Origin of the sequence: Komagataeibacter intermedius TF2 (assembly GCF_000964425.1) — a bacterium.
Lineage (GTDB): Bacteria > Pseudomonadota > Alphaproteobacteria > Acetobacterales > Acetobacteraceae > Komagataeibacter > Komagataeibacter intermedius.
Genome location: NZ_BANF01000133.1, coordinates 1 through 17,502 on the forward strand (window position 1 = coordinate 1; position 17,502 = coordinate 17,502).

Consider the following 17,502-nt stretch of genomic DNA (forward strand, 5'->3'; position numbering starts at 1 on the left):
CAGCCGGGAGCCAATCTGGTCGGCATTGTCGATGCGGTGAAGGCGCGGCTGCCGCAACTGCGCACGCTGATGCCGCCTGGGGCGGATATCGCCGTGGCGCGGGATGGCTCGGCCGTAATCCGCTCCTCGCTGCATCATACACTGGTCACCCTGCTGGCCTCCTGCGTTTTGGCTTTGGCCGTGGTGTGGGTGTTCCTACGCTCGTGGACAGCATCCGTTGCGGCGGCGATCATCGTGCCATGCTGCCTGATCGCCAGCCTCGGGCCGATGCATCTGGCGGGGTTCGGGCTGGATAACCTCTCGCTCATGGCGCTGACGGTTGTGACGGGTCTGGTGGTGGATGACGCCATCGTGGTGATCGAGAACATCATCCGCATGCGTGAGCGGGGGATGTTGGTTGAGGAAGCGGCCATTGCCGGGGCGAGCGAGGTCGCGTTCACGCTGCTGTCCATCACCGTCTCGGTGCTGGCGGTGTTCCTGCCGATCGGGCTGGCGTCTGGTCTGACAGGACAGCTGTTCCGGGAGTTTGCCGGGACGGTCGGGATCGCCGTGACCGTCTCGCTGGTCCTGTCCTGCGTGGTCACACCGTGTCTGACGGCGCTGTGCATGCGCTTTGCCGAAAACAGAACCGCAGTGCATCCAGAAGTGGATGTCGCAGATTTTCTGGATCATGAAAAACACAGCGGCAGCCTGTATCGCCGCATTCTGGAAATCTGCCTGACCCATCCCGGCAAGACGGCCTTGCTGCTGCCGCTGACCCTGCTGGTGGGCGTCTTTCTGTTCACCCGTATGCCCAGGGTCGTGTTCCCGCGTCAGGATATCGGCATCGTCTCGGGCGGATCGCGGGGCAGCGGCAGTTCGCTGGCCCAGACCAAAGCCCGGCTGGAACGGTTCAGCAAGGTGCTGCTGGAGGATCCGGCCGTGACGCATGTGATCGCCTATCTCGATACTGGCGAGGGTTCCAGCCACGGCATGGTGTTCGCCACGCTACGCGACCTTTCCACCGGGCGCGCTTCAGGAGCGGAAGTCGCGACCCGCGTGATCGCCCGGATGGGCAAGGATATCCACGCCGAATACCATGCCCAGGCACCGGGCAATATCATGATGCGGGTCGGCGCGAACAGCAGCGGGGTGAGCTACATCCTGCGCAGCGAGGACGACCGACTTCTGGGGCCAGCCACGCGGAAACTGGCGAAAGCCCTGGGGCATCATCCTGAATTCACGGATGTGGACCCGGATGTCGATCCACCAGGACAGGGGATCACGCTGGCGATCGACCGCGATACCGCCGCCCGTGTCGGTGTCACGCCGCAGGTGATCGGCAACACCCTGTCCGACGCGCTGGGCCAGACCACGGCCTCGGTCGTCTACACCACACACGGGCAATACAATGTGGTGCTGACCGTGGAAAACCGCTTCCAGCGCGATCCGGAAATCCTGAAGCAGTTCTGGATCAGTCCCTCGGGTGGGTCAGCGTCCGGCAGTTCGGCGTCCAACACCATCCGGGTGGTCACGTCAGCCACAGCCAGCACCACAACTTCGACCAGTGCGACGGCGTTTCGGAACCAGATCGCCAATTCTCTGGCGGGCGGGGCGAATGCGTCGACCGGCTCGGCCGTGGCAACCGGGGCGGAGACGCTGGTGCCGCTGTCGGTGGTGGCCCGCATCACCCCCAGCCTTGATCCGGTGGCCGTGACCCATATCGGCTATGCCAGTTCCGCCTCGCTGGCGCTGGAACTGGCTCCCGGCGTCAGCCTGTCACAGGCGCAGGCCGTTATCGATCAGGAATGGCACAATTTGCATCTCCCGGAGACCATCAACGGCGAACTGCAAAGCGATGAAGGGGATGTTGGCAAGAGCACGCATGACAGCGAGATCCTGATCATTGCGGCCATTCTGGCCGTCTGGATCACGCTGGGCATGCTGTATGAGAGCGTGTGGCACCCGCTGACCATTCTCTCCACCATTCCCTCGGCCGGGATCGGCGCCATCATGGCGCTGGACCTGTTCGGACTGCCGTTCTCGGGCATGGCGGTCATCGCCATGCTGCTGCTCACCGGCATCTCGCTCAAGAATGCAATCCTGCTGGTGGATTTTGCCATCCATGCCGAACGCGAACTCGGCCTGACATCACGGGATGCCATTCGCGAGGCCTGTCTGCTGCGCCTGCGGCCGATTGTCATGACCACCTTTGCCGCCGCCCTCGGCGCGCTGCCGCTCGTGCTGATGGGCGGCTACGGCATGGAACTGCGCCAGCCGCTGGGCATCGCGCTGATCGGTGGCCTGCTGGTCAGTCAGGCCCAGACCATGTTCACCACGCCAGCGCTCTATCTGCTGGTGGGACGGTGTAGCGATCACCTGCAGCACCTGAAACTGCGGTGGGGCTGGACACGTCGAGCCTGAGCGCCCGCTCCCGCAAACAGGTGGCGTCAGATTTCCAGACCCTGATCCCGCCGTCTCCCGAACGACCAGTCGACACCGCCATCATCACGGGCGATCCCCGAGACCTCCCTGCCCCGCTGCTTTTCCAGCGAGGGTGTCCACGGCACGAGTTGAAAGCCAAGCCCGTTATCGATCATTGCCATCCGACCGGATGCCAGTACGAAGCGCTGACGATAAGTCCCTGACACATACTCGCCTGCACCGGATGGCTGATGGGCAAGCCCCTGCTCCGCCTCCAGGCGTCGGGCCAGTTCACTGACCTCCCTTTCCCGGAGCGTGGCAATCATCCCGCGCGGATAGATGGTCTTCTCGCCGTCACGTCGCGCCAGTCCCTGCTCGACCAGATGAGCGCTGCGCTGGCGCAGGGCATCGCGGACCTCCGCCCCGAAGGCCGCCTCACCCAGCGCCACTGGATCACGGGCGACAAGCTGGCGGTCCAGCCATGTTGCGCCACGTGCCTGCACCTGTTCGCTGATCGACAGGTCCGAACGCATAGCGAGCGTGGTCCGTCGATGACCCTTGCCATCCTCATAGTTCCGCAATTCGACTAAACCGCCGGGCGGGACATCCCCGGCAGCCTCCAGAGAAGGCAGATGGACATGATGTGTCCGCCCATCCACGCCATCTATTACGGCATAGGCGTTCCCTTTCAGCTCATCATCCAGACCGCGTGCAACCAGACGCCCAATCACGGGCTCGGCCAGTTCCTCCCCGGCCAGCACCCAGGACGCCGAAGCGCGTTCGATCCCCTGCTCGCTCAGACCGCGATGGATGCGCTTGATGATGTCATTGCGCTGGCCCATCTCGCGCAAGGTGACCTCCGCCGTTTCATCAAGACGCCATTGCCCGGCACGCACCTCATGGGCGAGACCCATGCGCTCCAGACGCCGCAGCCGTCCGACTTTCATAACCGCGAAGGCGTCAGGCTGCCGGTCTGGAGATGGCGCCAGATCGATAATGCCGCGTTGATCCGCGTCCTGCTGCAACTGCCGGTCCAGTTGGGTCCAGCGCTCCGCCTCGACCTGGCGCTCCACGTTCCGGCGGATTTCATTTTCAGTACGCGGCCCGAGTTCGAGGGTAACAAGATTTTGGGCACGGGCACGCAGGCCCTCGCGGATATAATCCTTCGAGATGACCAGATCCTCGCCAGCCTGGTCCTTGCCCCGCACGATGACATGGACATGCGGGTTGTCGGTATTCCAGTGACTGACCGCCACCCAGTCAAGACGCGTGCCGAGATCCTGTTCGGCCTGCGTCATCAGTTCCCGCGTGAAAGTTTTCAGATCCGCCATGTCCACCGCATCCTCAGGTCCAACGATGAAGCGGAAATGATGCCGGTCATCCTGACACCGCTCGGCAAATTCACGCGCGGGCATATGGTCGCGCTCGGCCCCGAACAGCCGGGCCTTCTCCCCGTCCTTCGTGACACCTTCACGCTGGAGATAGGACAGATGGGCACGCAATGTAGCCCGTGCGCCATGTCGAACCACCCTCGCCTTGACGATGGCAAGCCGGGTGCGCCGCGACAGGAGACGGTTGGCACGCGCTGCCGCTCCCCTGCCCCGCCCGAAGGTCGATGGTCCCTTGCGTCCGTTTGCCGATCCCGGACGCCCCATGCCCCCGGCCCGGTTGGTCGCGGCCAGCACACGCCCGATGAAAGACCGGCCTTGGCGGGCACGGGTCGAGCGGATGCGACCGGGCCTGACCCGGAAATCGTCATCACGCGCCATGCCGGGCTACACCTTGCGCTAACATATTGAAAACAGGGCAATCAGGCCGCCTGAGACCTTGGAGCAGCAAAATGACCTTGTGAAAAACCCTGAAAAACCGCCCTCCCCAACCATGCCGCACCTTGCGGCTTTTATCTTGCGCTAAGCCCCAGAGACCCGATCCCCAAGACAATCGCCGTTTCCCTGCCTTCTTGCCCCCCTGCTGCGAGGGTTTCCTCGCATACCCGGTCATGGTGCCGGCCCCATCGAGACAGGCACGAACAACGCCTGCGACGTGTCAGCCAGTGCTTTCGGGGCATGCGGGAAAGGCCCGGACGAACGCCACATGATATGCCCGGCAAACAGCGTGTCCTCCGGCTGATTCCGCGCAACAGTTGCGTCGATGTCATGCAGCGCCTCCGTAGGAAACGTACGTCCGTCCAGCAGTTGCGCGACGGACGCCACGTAATCCCGCGTCTCCTGCGGCAAAGGCCGCCCCGTGGCGAGATGGGCTGCATAGCGTCCCGGACCGGCATTGTAGGCGGCCAGAAAACCCGCATCCCCGTAGCGGTCGTGCAGCATTCGGAGATAACTGGCACCGGCAAGAATGTTGTCGTGGGGATCGAAAGGATCAGCTCCGAGGCCAAGATCATGCCGTAGCCCCTGCCATGTCGCGGGCATGATCTGCATAAGGCCCATCGCGCCCTTTGCGGAAATCACATGGACATCCCGGCTGCTTTCCACCTGCATCACCGCACGGATCCATTCCGGCGGCAGGGCGACACGCAGGGCAGCCTGCCGGATCAGCCCGTCGATATCCTGCGCACAGGCGGGGCGCGCCAGAAACACCAGCGACGCCCCCAGTCCCGCGCGGCACAGCCGGAGCAGCATGGAACGAAATCGCCCACTGGAGTGGCCGAGCCTTCGCCCTGTTCCTGCAGTCAGGCGCATCATTCGCGGGCTCCCTGACGTTTCTGCGGGCGGCTCCAGACAAGTTGCCAGACCCGTCCGCCACGGCCCGACTGGAACAGGGTCGCGCGTACGCCCTGTGCCAGCGACGGGTCATCAAGCACCACGACGATGTATTCGCCGGCCCGTTCGCCAGTGCGTGTCCAGCCCGCGCCGACTTCAGGGCCGTCGCTGCCATCACCAAGATGGATGCGATAATCGGGCGCGTTGCCACCTTCCGGCGTCTCGATGCGCACCAGTGTCAGTTCGGCATCCAGCGAGAGTGTGCGCAGGCGTCCAGAAAAACCGTCTGCCGTGCGCGTGAAGAGTCCGATCTGGGCCATGTCAGTGATCCTGCAAAAAGCGTGGAGGAGAAAGGCCGGCGGCAGGCACGGAATCTGCGGCAACCCATAGCGGGGTCGCGCGCCCGATCACGCTGCTGAGCAGAAGCGGACCGAAATACCGGCCGTCGAGACTGCGGGGTTCGCGCGTGTTCATGACAAAGATCTCGCGCGCATCGAGACGGTGACAGCCCTGCCAGACAGGCAATGGACGCCCGCGATGATCAGTGGTCAGCGCCTCACCGACACCCAGTCCATCGACCATGATATGGCTTCCCGTGCGACAGACCGTCTGACCGCCAGTCGCTGCCACCGGTTTGAGCAGCGGCACGCCGCGCGGCAGATAGTCACCACGCGCCAGCCTGTCCGCATCGCCTTCCGGCAGACGGAGCGCCACCAGATCCCCGACATGGGGCAAGCGTTCGGGGTGCAGGCAATACAGACCCGTTGGCACACTGGCCGTAGCGTTCCAGATCAGACGTGGCACCGGATGCAGGGCCATCGACAGGCCCACGCCCAGCGCTGCAAAATAGGTGGTGAAGAACCAGCCCCGCCGCGTCATGGCACGGTCCTCCCACACAGCCAGGCCTCATGCCGGGCGGACGTGTAGGACGGCACGATGCCGCCTTCCTGCAGACCGTTGGCAAGCTGCTGCCAGTAGGATGGACAGACATGCACGGGATTGATCCGGCGCCGTTCCAGCGCGTCGATGACAGCAAGAACGGTCCGGACCTGCATCCAGCCGCTGCGATGCAGCAGACGTTCCGCACCCGTCGGCACGAAAGGCAGGCGTTCCCGGGGCTCACCCACATGGGGTGCGCGCACGATATCGATGCAGCAGGCTGCCGCCCCGCACTCCGCCTGTGTCCACCGCAGCAGGGCGAACACGGCGCCCGGCGCAAAACACAGACGACGGCGATAGCGATCGATCGGTTGCGTTTCCAGCGCATGACCGAAGCGCAGCCACTGTTCGATGCGCTTTTCCAGCCAGGTCAGTTCGAGATGCGTCATCACCTCGCGAGATGCGTGGTTCATGCGTGCCCTCCTGCAACAGAAAGACGGATGATGGCCGCGCATTGGCAGCAGCTCCGCTGCATCACGATGGACCGCCTGCCGCCACAAGAGGGTCGCTTCCCGAGCAGAAAGCCTGCTCGCAAAAAATCGTGTTGTGGCGCAGGACTGTCGGGAAATGTCGAGAAGAATCCAGCGGTTTTTATGGTATTCGAGGACTCATGCGCGCGCCCCGGCGCAGTGTACAAGTACTGAATAGTTATAATATTTAGTACTCTTAGAGAGAGCGATTTTACCCTTTCATAACAAGTCACTAGCTCAACATCCCATTCCCGATAGGCCGGGAAATCGATTCCTGATAGGCCGAATGGCATCACGAGTCCTCCACATGGTTATCCACAAGTTCATGTGGATAAGTGTCGCGAGCAGGCATGAAATGAAGCACCGGAACATCCCCCGACGACGCCTCCAGCCGCAGCCGATAGCCGGGCAGGCTGTCGGCGGTAACGAGGCGGCGGATCTCAAAGACGAAGCGGGGATAGGGCGAGCGCGAGGCCGATTTCTCGTGCAGATGTGGCAGGTCAAAGGCCCAGCCGTCTTTCTGACGACCGGCATGCCGCCGCACGAGAAGGTAAAGCCAGCGTTCAAAACCACCGGTCAGCGTGAAATAGCGCGGATCGATATCCAGAACCGCGCGGCGGCCGACCGCATCGCACAGCCATTGCGGGAGAATGAGGTCAAGTTCGCCCCGTCGTTCCTGCCAGGCGACAATCCACGAAAACCCCAGCGCGCCTTCCCGGGTCTGGCGCAGGGATGTCGTGACACGGGTATCGGCAAGCCGTTCCAGTCCTGCCCGCAGCCGCGCGTAACGGGCGGACGTCTCGCCCCGGTCGAGAAAACGCAGGACGTCGCGCATGCTGCCCCGGACGTGCGGCGACAGAGGCTGTCCCCGCCGCCGGGCGGCAACAAGGGTCGAAACGGCCCAGATCAGGATATCCGCATCCCATATCGTCGCCATGGGAGTATCATCGCGTCCGGTTACGTGCATGGTGACATGCCCCATGCGAAAGCTGACCGGCACGTGCCGCGGCGACTTGCTGAGACTGAAGAATGGCCACGACATGAGGTCGATCAGCAGGCATGGCGTGATAGGCCGCGATACGGGAAGGGATATCATGGCCCCCTCCCGTGCTTGCGGCTGCCAAGCATGCGGGCGACCTCGTAGGCCGTCTCGGACGTGGAGCGGCAGGCCACATTCTCGACCCACACGCGGATATCATCGACGTGATAGAGCACGCGCCCGCCCATCTTGCGAAAGATCGGGCCGCTGCCACGACAGCGGTAGCGCTCCAGCGTGCGTGGCGAGATGTTGAGTTTGTGGGCTGCCTGTGGCGTGGTGAGAAGCTGCTCGCGCAGGAAACTGTCCTGACGCGGAGGTGAGAGCGTCATGTCGGCCTCCGTCTGTTCGGGCGTAACCACGCGGAGCTTCGGCAATAATTGTCGTGCGGGAGACGTGCGAAAAACGACCGTTCCTTTGGCACGTACGGTCCTGTCGCGGGGGCAGAACTGCTCGGAATCACGCACGCAGACGGAAACGGCCCGGTCGCAGGAGGGTGACATATTCGCGTCGGTCAGCAAGACGTGCAGCCCGCTTCAGCAGACGTCCGACACGCGCACGCTGGGACGATGTATCCCACTGCCGGGCATTCATGGCGCGGACAGACGGATCCAGAACCCGGCCGATCTCACGCTGCGAGGCCCCGGCCACACGCCCGGCATACGCGCAGATGACATCGGCCATCCGCCAGACATGATAGGGCCGGAGCGAGAGCGAGCGCGGCAGGCCGGGAACAGATGCACCGGTGAGGCGTTTCAGAAAACGCCGTAGTTCTGCAATACGGATTTCCTCAGCGCCGTCCAGAGGGATGAGTGCTGCAGGACGGGCAGACGCCGCCCATCCCTGTATCTGCAGATGATGGGCACCATCATCGGGCGAGATGACAACGACAAGGATACCAGACTGCTGTTCCATCGGGGATGCGCCGTGAAGAAAGCGCTCAGGAATCGTGCGAACGTGAAAGTCAGCGGGGGCTTCGACAAGAATTGTCACACCCGGATAGACTTCAGGGCTCCATAATGCTGGCTTGATCCATGCGGGAATATCCGGATCAGCCGGAACAGGATAACCCCCATTGGTGAGCGAAACCGCCCGCCAGTTCATAGCGTACCCGGAGGTCCGTGAGTGTATCGAGGTACTGGCGAAGATGGCGGTATTCGGTCACATAAGCAGGGATATGCCGCAGCAGTTCCTGTGCCAGTCCTGGACCATTGAGAAGACGCAAATGCTCACGAAAGCGTGGATCGTGCCATTCCAGATGCTCGACCATGACGGACTCCTCCCATCTGCGGCCAGAATTACCGGTCTGGCGAGAGACGGAGGGAGGTACCGTGAGGAAGGCAGTGCATGGCTATTACGATGCACAACCGTAACGTAAATGATGCCTAACGCTGCCTTCCGCGGCATGGGAGTTTGGATGATGGCTATAGTTATCGCGACGAAAAAGGAGCCCGAGGCTAAAAGAAACCGTCTCGCCAGAGAGGTCGGTGCTACGGCGCACCAGTGCATTCTGACAGGGTCGTGATGACATGATCGTGCCTGCTCCGGCTGACCGATAAGGCTGGCCCTGAAAACCGGAATCCCCCCGTCAGGCGGGGGGCTCGGCATCGCGTCGGGCAAGCGCCTCCTTGAGTTCGCGCTCGATCTGCCGGCGCTCGCGACGGCTGAGGTGAAAGCTGGTCAGTTCGGCGCGCAGCATCTGGATGTGGTCGTGTAGCGTGGTCATCGTCCTGCTCCTTTCGTTTCTCGAAGACAGGACGGACGGCTCATGCCGGGGCGGACCGGGTCAGGGATCGCCGCAGGCGACCGGCTCGCCGGCGCGTGGGGGAGCCGATTTTGTTCGGCGTGCCCGGCACGGGTGCGTCGGGCAAAATTGGGGGGACCACGCGTCCTTGACGCGGTTCGCCCTCGCGCATGGTACAATGGGAAGGCTGAGGGAAAGCCTCGTGTTCCTCCTGCGTCTCACGTCGGGCAACCAGCGCTGTCGCCCGCGCCCCGGAAGATCACGCGGAAAAAAGACCCGGAAGGCCCCGCCCGGAGAGACCGGGCGGGGTTGGTCGTGGGAGGTTCAGTCCCCGTTCCGGCTGCGGGGCCGGGTCCAGATCAGGGAGTAACCCTCGCCGTCCTCGTCGGTGAACAGGTTGGCGAAGATCGGGGCGGCGAAAGAGGGATCGTCCAGCTTCAGGCTCAGATAGGTGCGCCCTTCGCTGGAGCGGCGGGTCCAGGCCGCACCGAGTTCAATCCTGCCCAGATAGACGCGGTAGTTGGGGGCGTTGTCGTTGGGACGGTTGGTTTCGGCCACCAGCCGGACGTTGCGGGCCTGCAGGGCCAGGGTGACGATTTCGCCTTCGAAGCCTTCGCCCACCTTCTTGAAGGAACCGATGTTAGCCATTGTCGTATCTCCATGCTGTTATCGGGCCGCGACCACCGTGGCCTCGATGGCGATCGACCAGCCGGAGGCGAGCGGCAGAGCACCCCGCAGGGGCCGCAGCGCAGCGGAGGACGGCAGGGCCGGAACTTTCTTGTCTCGCGAGGAATGGCGGCGCAGCCGACAGGGGAAGAAAGTTCTGGAACGCCGTTGCGGCCAGCCGATCGAGGCGCAGCCGGTCTTCGGCTAGATCAGCCATCCGACAGAGGCCATGGTGTGCGGACCCGACAGCCCCCAAGGAGATACGATGCCGGCATGACCGGTCTGTAAGTGGGGGACAATGCAATCTGGCGCGAGACTGTCACGCTGCCACTGTGGGACACTGGCCCCGTCGGGTGGTCGTTTCTGCCGTCCCCGATGTTACGCCGCCTTCGTCGCTCATGGGCAGGGTTACTCGTGCGGTGCTATAGCCCCCTGCTCCCGGCACAGGCGCATCCCTTCAAAGCGGGCCGGATGATTCCTCGTTCGCTGCCTGCCGTCCCGGCCCTTTCGCCGATGGGGATGCCATGGGCTTTTCATCCCCATGGACCGTCCCCGCACGCGCACGGGGCTGCCATCGAACTCCGTCCCGCCGGTTCTCCGGGCGGGGCCTTCTGGGGATGGCGGGCGAACGTGCCTCCCGCCATCAGACGCGCAGGGTCTGGGGAGCCCGACGTCATTGCGACCCAGGCATCTGGCAGCAGATATCAGGTCGCTTTCATGATACAGGCATGGGAATGGCGCTCACGCGCCACTCCCTTTCTGGAACCTCCAGACCGGGATGCCCATCTGTTTCGCCTTGTCGGCCAGATTGTCCTGAATACCCGAACCCGGAAACACCATGACGCCTACGGGCAGGACTTTCAGCAGGGCGTCGTTGCGCCGGAACGGGGCGGCCTTGCCATGCCGGTTCCAGTCCGGCTTGAAGGCGATCTGCGCGACATCACGATGATCGGCCCAGCGGGAGGCAATGAATTCCGCTCCCTTGGGTGAGCCTCCGTGCAGCAGCACCATGTCGGGGTGCTTCTCGCGCACCTTGTCCAGCCGGTTCCAGATCAGGAGATGGTCCTCGTAATCGAGCCCGCCGGTCACCGCGATCTTGGGGCCAGCCGGCACCAGCAGCTCGGTCTCGGCCTTGCGGCGTGCGTTGAGGAAATCACGGCTGTCGATCATGGAGGCCGTCAGGGTGCTGCGGCTGACTAGCGAGCCAGAGCGTGGCCGCCAGGGCGACATCGTCAGGCGTTCGAACTGGTCGCAGGCGAGGTCGCGGAATATCTCACAGGCGTTGCGTCGTTCCAGCAGGGTCAGGCCTTCGGCGATGAGGCGTTCCAGTTCCACGGAGCGGATCTCGCTGCCATCCTGTTCCTGCTGGCTGCGTTTCTGCGCCTGCTCGTTGCGGTCAAGATCACGCTCTACCTGCCCGACCATGCGGTGAAAGACGTTGACCGTGGACCAGAGCAGCGGTTCAAGATCGGGCTCCAGCCGGGTGTCGGTCAGCGTGGCGGACAGGGCGTCGAAGATATCGGCGACTGCGCCCTCGATCTGGCTGGCGTCGGGCAACGGCCTCGGGTCCGGCTCATCCTCGAAGGGACGGTGGCCGTAAAGCTGGAGTTCCGCCAGCACGTGGGCGGTGGAAGATGTGGCGTGTGCAGGTTCGAAATCGTCCTGTGTGCGGGTCATGGGTCTGTCCTCCGGTTCTGGCCGCGCCCCTCGCGGCCTTTCCGGGGGCGGATAGCGGCAGACGAGGGCCGGGCCGGAACCGCGCAACGCGCGGCCGCAGCGCAGCGGAGGATGGCAGGGAGACGGCTATTTTGCTTCGCGATGCAAAGCGCGGCACGCGCGGCGGAAAATAGCCGTCTCCGCCATTGCAGGCCCAGCCTGGCTGACGCCCGCTCCCCTTCCAGAAAGGCCGCGGGCGCGCCCCATCCGGAAAACGGGACAGCCCCCACACCACACCAGAAAGAAGACGACCCTCACACCCTCTTCCCGGCCCGCCTCAGTGCGTGACCGGATGCAGAAACCGCGCCACGTCCTGCGGGGCAAGCTGGGGATGCAGGATCGCCCGCATCGCCCCGCGCCCGAGGTAGCAGAGATCATCGTTGAAATCCGCCAGACGCGGTGACAGCACGAGGCACTCGATCCCGGCCTCCTGCGTCCGGGTCTGCAGGGTCGTCACCGCATGATCTCCGGCCGGGTCGTCATCGCGCAGCACGTAGAGACGGCGCAGCGTGGGCGGAAACGCCATGGCGGCGAGATGCGCCGAGGACAGGCAGGCGGCCAGTGGCAGGTCGGGCATGATCTTATGGAGCGACAGCACCGTCTCGATCCCCTCGCCTGCCGCCAGAACGTCAAACACCGCGCCAAAGCGCACGGCGTGGCCGAGCAAGTCGCCCATCGCCCGACGGGGCATGGCGACGGGGGCCTTGCCCTTTCCGTCCCGCACCAGCCAGGTGCGATGGATGCCGGTAACGCTGCCAGCAAGGTCAGTCACGGCGGCGATCATGGCGGGCCAGGTCTCCGTTGGACTGTCAGCATCGGTGCGGTAGTAGCAATCCGGGTGAAAACGCAGGCATGAAAGGTCTGACAGGCGTGTCAGGTCACGATGCCGCAGCCAGGTTTCCGCCAGTGTGCCGGCGATCGGGCGGGACATAGCCCATAGCCGTCGCGCAGCATCTGCCGTCCCTGATGCCTGTGGGGAAGCATCATGACCGAACGCATGGGAGCGGCCGCGATCAGGAGGCTGTCGTGGCTGTGGTTGCGGCAGGCAGAGAAAGCGCCGGGCCTCGTCGGCGACATCGCGAAAATCGAGCAACCCGAGGCTTTCGCGGATGATGTCGAGCAGATCACCGTGCTGCCCCGTCGCGCCATCCGTCCAGTGCCCTGCTGCGCCGCGACCTTCCGAAGGACCATGCAGACGGACATAGAGCGACCGTCCCGGCGTGTTGTGGACGTCGCCGACCAGCCAGTAATTGCCATGCCGCCGCCCGGCCGACAGGTAATGACGGCACACCGCCTCTGCGTTTTCCGCCAGACGACGCGCGAGATCGCCCGCATTATGCAAGGTCATCGCCCCGCCCTCCTGTGTCGGGATCGCCTCCGTCCAGGGCGATCGCCAGCCAACGATCGGTGGTCATCCATGAAATCGTCCTGCGCCGGCCAAGGTCAAGCAGATGCGCGCCACCGCTGAAGGCGCCAATCCGGGGGCGTGAGGCCGTATTGGCCCACTGGAACCCCCATCGGCCCCGCAACCGGAATGTTCGCGCACAGCGTAGCACGAATTCCACGACCTGATGCGGATCGCCGGTCACCTCATCGTGCATCCAGAGTTTCGTGCCCCCATATTCCGGCACGATCGACAGGACAAAACCGTCAGAGGGTGGGTCTTCCGCCGCCAGTTCGTCCATGAATTCATTGTAGAGATCGAGCGCCTTTGCGGCATTGTCCACTGTGCCCACATCAAGCACGCAGGAAAAATGCGTGAAGAAATCAGCCATCGGAAGAACTCCCGAAACGAAAAAGCCCGGCACAGTGGCCGGGCTCGTAAAAACGTATTGGCGGAAAGACAGAAAAGCGGCTTTCAGGAAGCACGCTCCATCAGCTTGCGCGCCCTGCCCTCCAGATCCAGCCGTGTGTCCTGATTGGTTTTCGTCCGCGCCAGTGCCGTGATCCCCTGTACGAAGTCAAACACGCTCTCGGGCTTGCGTCCCTCCTCGTTCAACACGGTTTCAATGATCCTGGTGGTTTCCGGTTTCGAGAACCCGCGACGCCGCAGGAAACTTTCCCGATCGTCATCGGTTCTGGCCACCAGCGCCTTGCGCGAGGCCTGAATGCCCGAGACGAACGAGGTCGGGCTGGCCGTGGCGAAGTTTCGCAACGCTGGCGCCGCCTGATGCACAAAGCGCGAGGCCGCAAACTTGCTATGCCGGATCGTGATCTGTTCGAAATTTTCCACGCCCCACAAAAGGCGGTTTTGACACACTCCGCGCAGGTAAAACGACGCAATACCGAGACTTTTACTGCCGACTTCCGAATTCCAGGCGTAGAAACCCCGAAAATAGAGATCGGGATCGCCATTGGGCAGGCGTCCCGCCTCAATCGGATGCGTATCATCCACGAGGAATAAAAAAACGTCCCTGTCTGACGCGTAGAGCGTCGTGGTTTCCTTGGTGATATCGACATAGGGGTTATGGGTCATGGTGGCCCAGTCGATGACACCGGGCACCTTCCAGTTGGTATCGCCAGTGCCATCGCCAGCGATCTTCCGCACGGCGCCGACCAGCTCATGGTCCCAGATGCGGCCGTAATCCGGCCCCGTGACGGCGCGCAGTTCCACGCGCCCGTCTTCCGTCTCCAGCGTTTTGACCAGTTCGGCGCGGTGTGACAGCAGCCCATGCTGCAGGTTGATCGCCGCCAGCGGAGCCGGAAGGTTTCGAAGATACGAGGATGGCGCGCCGACCAGGCTGCACATCTGGCCAAAGGACCAGTGTGTGGGCGCGATCGGGTCATTCTGCCCCGGCACGGTCAAAGTCAGGCGCTCGGCATTGTCGCGGGACGCCTCGACGCGGATGGCGCGGCTTTCCACCGTGCGAGCGGTGGCCCGATCCGCCCGCGCCAGGGTCGCGGCATGCAGGTCGGACAGAGACAGGTAGCGCTCATCATCCGGACGCGAGAACCATTCGGACGAGACGCGGGCATTGCGCTCGCCACGGGAGGGATCAATCCAGAAGCCGCCGGACGCGGCGCCACGGGACGCAGGGGGCAGGATGGTGGTCGTGGTCATGGAAAACTCTCCTCTGATGCCGGTTATTCGGCACCAAAGGCGAAGCCGACCTCTCCCTCTTTCCGGGGGGCCGGACATGAAAAAAGCGGCTTCCGGGCACCGGAAGCCGCTGTCTCAAAGTTCCTGACCTCATAAGGGTTATTCGGCAGCTATGGCCTCCATATCCTCGCCTGCCGTCACTGTTTCAACCTGTGCCTGATGTACCAGCCCCGCGGTCCGCAGCGCCTCGGGCAGCCAGCCCGAACCATCAAGCAACCACTCGGCCTCGCGGGCCATGTCAGGCTTCTTCAGGTGGGCGATGCGCTCGGCCGCCTCATCGCCGCGCGCTTCCTGCACGGCCTGCAGGATACGGGCCTTGGTCACCCGGCCGAGATAGTTCTCGACCGTGGGCTGCCAGCCTGCCTCGACCAGATCGAGACCGAGGGCCGATGCCAGTCGATCGGCCCGTTTAAGGCGCTCGGTCACGCTGCGCTGGGACACCGCGCCATAGGCGGGCATGCGCTCGTAGAGCGCATTGACCCCGAAGGACAGGCAATGGGCCAGCAATGCCATGCGACTGGCGTCGTCCAGCCCGTCGATCCAGCGCCACAGCGCATCCTCGTCCTCGGGCAGATCGTGCTTCCAGCCTTCGTTGCGCTGGCGCAGCGCGTGGGCTGGCACGCTGCCCGGCATGTCAGGCGAATGGACCGGCAGGGAGATTTCGCGGACATAGGCTTCCAGGCAGTCCGCACCCGGTGTCTGCCAGTAAACATCGCGCACCAAGGTATGCAGCAGTTCGGTCAGCGCGATGTGCGGGTTGCTGGCAAACGCGTCCCGCAGGGCCAGCGTGCGCCAGGCTGTCAGTTCGGTGAGAAGCCGGTCAGGCAGCGGCCTGATCCCGTCTTCTTCCTCGGGTTCCACGTCGGGAGAGATGCTGTAGCCCTCCCCGCCCACATCGCCGCCATCATCAGCAATACGATCATCCTGTCCGTCATATACAGCGTGATCATATTCACCGGTGCTGCCGACATCATCGGCCTCTTCCGGCTCGGCTGGCATGTCCTCGGGAAGCACGAAGCCCCGCTCCACCTGCAATGTGCCATCGCTATCGAGGCTGACGAACACACCTGCCCGCGCCATGTCAGCGGGATCGAACGCCAGTGGCCGTTCTTCCAAGGCTAGAATGGCGTGTTCGATCTCGCCCAGCCGTGCATCGACTTCATCGGGATATTCATCGGCCTGAGCGTATTCAGCCTCGATGGTTTCCTGCTCGGCGCGCAGGGCTTCGAGACGGGCCGTCTCTTCATCGGTCAGGGGCATTTCCGTGCCGTCGATCTCAGCGAAATGCCGTGTGTGGCCCCACGGAAATGACAGGGCCGCCTCAACCCATTTCCAGCCTTCGGCACGGATATCTTCTGCGGCTGCGTGCAGCTTTTCCGTGACCAGCCGGTCCAGAATGGCCGGATCCTGCAGCCAGCCACCGTCATCCGCCTCGAACAGGTCGCGCATGATAGGACCACCGGCCGCGATATAGGCCTCCAGCCCGACAAAGCGCACGCGACGATCCGAGGCCCGCACGGTCTTTTCTGTCAGCATGCGGCGGATGACATAGGGTTCGCGGTTATGGCTCTGGGACACGATGTCCCAGACCTGTTCCTGGCGGGCATGATCATCGCTGATGGAAAAGGCCATCAGCTGTTCCAGCTTCATGCCATCCTGCTCGTAGATATCGAGCAGTTTGTCGGACACCGTCATCAGCCGCAGGCGCTGTTTGACCACGGCCGGTGCGACAAAGAACGCTGCAGCGATTTCTTCCTCGGACAAGCCCTTCTCCAGCATGTCGCGAAAGGCCCGAAACTGGTCCAGCGGATGCAGGGCCACCCGCTGCACGTTCTCGGCCAGGGAATCATCCTCGGCGAGAATGGCCGATCCGGCCTCGCGCACGACGCACGGCACGGGTGCCGTCTTTGCCAGTTTCTTCTGCTTCACCAGCAGTTCAAGGGCGCGAAAACGTCGCCCACCGGCTGGCACTTCATAGCTACCGGTTTCGACACCAGCATCATCAAGGATGGGGCGGACATTCAGGCTCTGCAGCAGACCCCGGCGCTCGATGTCGCGGGCCAGTTCCTCGATCGACAGGCCGGATTTCACACGCCGCACATTGGACTGCGACAGCGCCAGCCGGTTGAACGGGATATCACGGGACGAACTCAGGGTGATTTTAGGAATGGCGGTGGCCATGGCGAAACACTCCATGACGGGCGGACAGGAGACTCTCTCCCACCCTCTCAACCCGTCACGAAAATCCCCGCAGCCCTCTGACTCTGAAGGCTATACCCGAACAAGCACGCTCTCCTCCTTTCCCGGCAGAAAAATGTCGGCAATGGGGGGGAAACGGAAGGTCGGCTATCTGTTGAAAAACATGATAAAGCTGCCATTATTTTCCTCGTTACGGAGCTGCCTTTCAAATAATCAGAGTCGTATTATTGCGGTCCAAGCGTAGAGGACGGATAGAGTCTGCAGGCAACCCGCTCCATGGTCAGTCCCTGCACGATGATGGTAAACACGACGACGCCGTAACAGACCGGCAGCAGCAGGTCGCGCAAGTTTCCGGGCGGCAATCCAAGCGCCAGCGAAACCGAAATGCCGCCACGCAGGCCGCCCCAGGTCAGGATTCCAAGAACACGGCCCCGCTCCCATTGCCTGAGGTGAACCGGAAGCGTTGAAAACAGCACGCTCAATGCCCGCACGGCAATGGACAGCGGGAT

17 protein-coding genes and 1 pseudogene are annotated in these 17,502 nt (G+C 63.3%); 1 reads left to right on the forward strand and 17 read right to left on the reverse strand.

Annotated features, from left to right (window positions below):
• The coding region (locus B7449_RS13810) for an efflux RND transporter permease subunit (protein WP_048883722.1) at positions 1–2,403 on the forward strand (2,403 nt) is incomplete at its 5' end.
• A gap of 26 nt (positions 2,404–2,429) precedes the next feature.
• Here the strand turns inward: B7449_RS13810 and B7449_RS13815 are convergent.
• From B7449_RS13815 to B7449_RS13900, 17 genes and pseudogenes are all read right to left on the reverse strand, one after another.
• Positions 2,430–4,172 (reverse strand): relaxase/mobilization nuclease domain-containing protein, encoded by a 1,743-nt coding sequence (locus tag B7449_RS13815; protein WP_039736905.1) that lies wholly within the window; start codon positions 4,170–4,172, stop codon positions 2,430–2,432.
• Positions 4,173–4,400: 228 nt separating this feature from the next.
• Positions 4,401–5,042: a lytic transglycosylase domain-containing protein gene (locus tag B7449_RS13820; RefSeq protein WP_235721317.1), complete on the reverse strand. Its 642-nt coding sequence runs from the start codon at positions 5,040–5,042 to the stop codon at positions 4,401–4,403.
• A 59-nt stretch (positions 5,043–5,101) separates the two neighbouring features.
• Entirely contained in the window at positions 5,102–5,443 is a 342-nt protein-coding gene (locus B7449_RS13825) for a DUF736 domain-containing protein (RefSeq protein ID WP_039736904.1), read from the reverse strand.
• Position 5,444: 1 nt separating this feature from the next.
• Positions 5,445–6,002 carry a S26 family signal peptidase gene (locus B7449_RS13830; RefSeq protein WP_039736903.1) on the reverse strand — a complete coding sequence of 186 codons (558 nt, stop codon included), beginning with the start codon at positions 6,000–6,002 and terminating at the stop codon, positions 5,445–5,447.
• Complete coding sequence (locus tag B7449_RS13835; RefSeq protein ID WP_039736902.1) at positions 5,999–6,475, reverse strand: DUF2840 domain-containing protein; 477 nt, start codon at positions 6,473–6,475, stop codon at positions 5,999–6,001. The genes B7449_RS13830 and B7449_RS13835 overlap by 4 nt, the downstream gene beginning before the upstream one ends.
• A gap of 349 nt (positions 6,476–6,824) precedes the next feature.
• Positions 6,825–7,628 carry a replication initiator protein A gene (locus B7449_RS13840; protein ID WP_039736900.1) on the reverse strand — a complete coding sequence of 268 codons (804 nt, stop codon included), beginning with the start codon at positions 7,626–7,628 and terminating at the stop codon, positions 6,825–6,827.
• Positions 7,625–7,900, reverse strand: a complete 276-nt coding sequence (locus B7449_RS13845; protein ID WP_048883728.1) for a helix-turn-helix transcriptional regulator — start codon at positions 7,898–7,900, stop codon at positions 7,625–7,627. The genes B7449_RS13840 and B7449_RS13845 overlap by 4 nt, the downstream gene beginning before the upstream one ends.
• Before the next feature lie 127 nt (positions 7,901–8,027).
• Positions 8,028–8,483, reverse strand: coding sequence for a DUF2285 domain-containing protein (locus B7449_RS13850; RefSeq protein WP_039736899.1), 456 nt, complete (start codon positions 8,481–8,483; stop codon positions 8,028–8,030).
• A gap of 136 nt (positions 8,484–8,619) precedes the next feature.
• Complete coding sequence (locus B7449_RS21100) at positions 8,620–8,838, reverse strand: transcriptional regulator domain-containing protein (protein WP_141654870.1); 219 nt, start codon at positions 8,836–8,838, stop codon at positions 8,620–8,622.
• Positions 8,839–9,156: 318 nt separating this feature from the next.
• The gene (locus B7449_RS21360) at positions 9,157–9,294 is read right to left on the reverse strand and encodes a hypothetical protein (RefSeq protein ID WP_167335761.1); all 138 of its coding nucleotides are present in this window, start codon (positions 9,292–9,294) and stop codon (positions 9,157–9,159) included.
• A gap of 342 nt (positions 9,295–9,636) precedes the next feature.
• Positions 9,637–9,960: a DUF736 domain-containing protein gene (locus B7449_RS13865; RefSeq protein WP_007396851.1), complete on the reverse strand. Its 324-nt coding sequence runs from the start codon at positions 9,958–9,960 to the stop codon at positions 9,637–9,639.
• Positions 9,961–10,719: 759 nt separating this feature from the next.
• Positions 10,720–11,655 carry a DUF2493 domain-containing protein gene (locus B7449_RS13875; RefSeq protein WP_039733554.1) on the reverse strand — a complete coding sequence of 312 codons (936 nt, stop codon included), beginning with the start codon at positions 11,653–11,655 and terminating at the stop codon, positions 10,720–10,722.
• A 316-nt stretch (positions 11,656–11,971) separates the two neighbouring features.
• A complete protein-coding gene (locus tag B7449_RS13880) occupies positions 11,972–13,042 on the reverse strand; it encodes a DUF7146 domain-containing protein (RefSeq protein ID WP_039733571.1) in 1,071 nt (356 codons plus the stop codon).
• Positions 13,029–13,469 carry a hypothetical protein gene (locus B7449_RS13885; RefSeq protein WP_039733563.1) on the reverse strand — a complete coding sequence of 147 codons (441 nt, stop codon included), beginning with the start codon at positions 13,467–13,469 and terminating at the stop codon, positions 13,029–13,031. Before B7449_RS13885 ends, B7449_RS13880 begins: the two co-directional genes overlap by 14 nt.
• An 83-nt stretch (positions 13,470–13,552) precedes the next feature.
• The gene (locus B7449_RS13890) at positions 13,553–14,755 is read right to left on the reverse strand and encodes a hypothetical protein (protein ID WP_048883724.1); all 1,203 of its coding nucleotides are present in this window, start codon (positions 14,753–14,755) and stop codon (positions 13,553–13,555) included.
• 138 nt (positions 14,756–14,893) lie between these two features.
• Positions 14,894–16,975: a ParB/RepB/Spo0J family partition protein gene (locus tag B7449_RS13895; protein WP_048883725.1), complete on the reverse strand. Its 2,082-nt coding sequence runs from the start codon at positions 16,973–16,975 to the stop codon at positions 14,894–14,896.
• Between the two features lie 242 nt (positions 16,976–17,217).
• Positions 17,218–17,502, reverse strand: a pseudogene (locus B7449_RS13900) (cation:proton antiporter); the annotation flags it as partial.

Coding starts and splice junctions, on each gene's coding strand:
- B7449_RS13815 (WP_039736905.1), bottom strand. CDS start 4,172: ATGGCGCGTGATGACGATTTCCGGGTCAGGCCCGGTCGCATCCGCTCG.
- B7449_RS13820 (WP_235721317.1), bottom strand. CDS start 5,042: ATGCTGCTCCGGCTGTGCCGCGCGGGACTGGGGGCGTCGCTGGTGTTT.
- B7449_RS13825 (WP_039736904.1), bottom strand. CDS start 5,443: ATGGCCCAGATCGGACTCTTCACGCGCACGGCAGACGGTTTTTCTGGA.
- B7449_RS13830 (WP_039736903.1), bottom strand. CDS start 6,002: ATGACGCGGCGGGGCTGGTTCTTCACCACCTATTTTGCAGCGCTGGGC.
- B7449_RS13835 (WP_039736902.1), bottom strand. CDS start 6,475: ATGAACCACGCATCTCGCGAGGTGATGACGCATCTCGAACTGACCTGG.
- B7449_RS13840 (WP_039736900.1), bottom strand. CDS start 7,628: ATGATATCCCTTCCCGTATCGCGGCCTATCACGCCATGCCTGCTGATC.
- B7449_RS13845 (WP_048883728.1), bottom strand. CDS start 7,900: ATGACGCTCTCACCTCCGCGTCAGGACAGTTTCCTGCGCGAGCAGCTT.
- B7449_RS13850 (WP_039736899.1), bottom strand. CDS start 8,483: ATGGAACAGCAGTCTGGTATCCTTGTCGTTGTCATCTCGCCCGATGAT.
- B7449_RS21100 (WP_141654870.1), bottom strand. CDS start 8,838: ATGGTCGAGCATCTGGAATGGCACGATCCACGCTTTCGTGAGCATTTG.
- B7449_RS21360 (WP_167335761.1), bottom strand. CDS start 9,294: ATGACCACGCTACACGACCACATCCAGATGCTGCGCGCCGAACTGACC.
- B7449_RS13865 (WP_007396851.1), bottom strand. CDS start 9,960: ATGGCTAACATCGGTTCCTTCAAGAAGGTGGGCGAAGGCTTCGAAGGC.
- B7449_RS13875 (WP_039733554.1), bottom strand. CDS start 11,655: ATGACCCGCACACAGGACGATTTCGAACCTGCACACGCCACATCTTCC.
- B7449_RS13880 (WP_039733571.1), bottom strand. CDS start 13,042: ATGACCTTGCATAATGCGGGCGATCTCGCGCGTCGTCTGGCGGAAAAC.
- B7449_RS13885 (WP_039733563.1), bottom strand. CDS start 13,469: ATGGCTGATTTCTTCACGCATTTTTCCTGCGTGCTTGATGTGGGCACA.
- B7449_RS13890 (WP_048883724.1), bottom strand. CDS start 14,755: ATGACCACGACCACCATCCTGCCCCCTGCGTCCCGTGGCGCCGCGTCC.
- B7449_RS13895 (WP_048883725.1), bottom strand. CDS start 16,975: ATGGCCACCGCCATTCCTAAAATCACCCTGAGTTCGTCCCGTGATATC.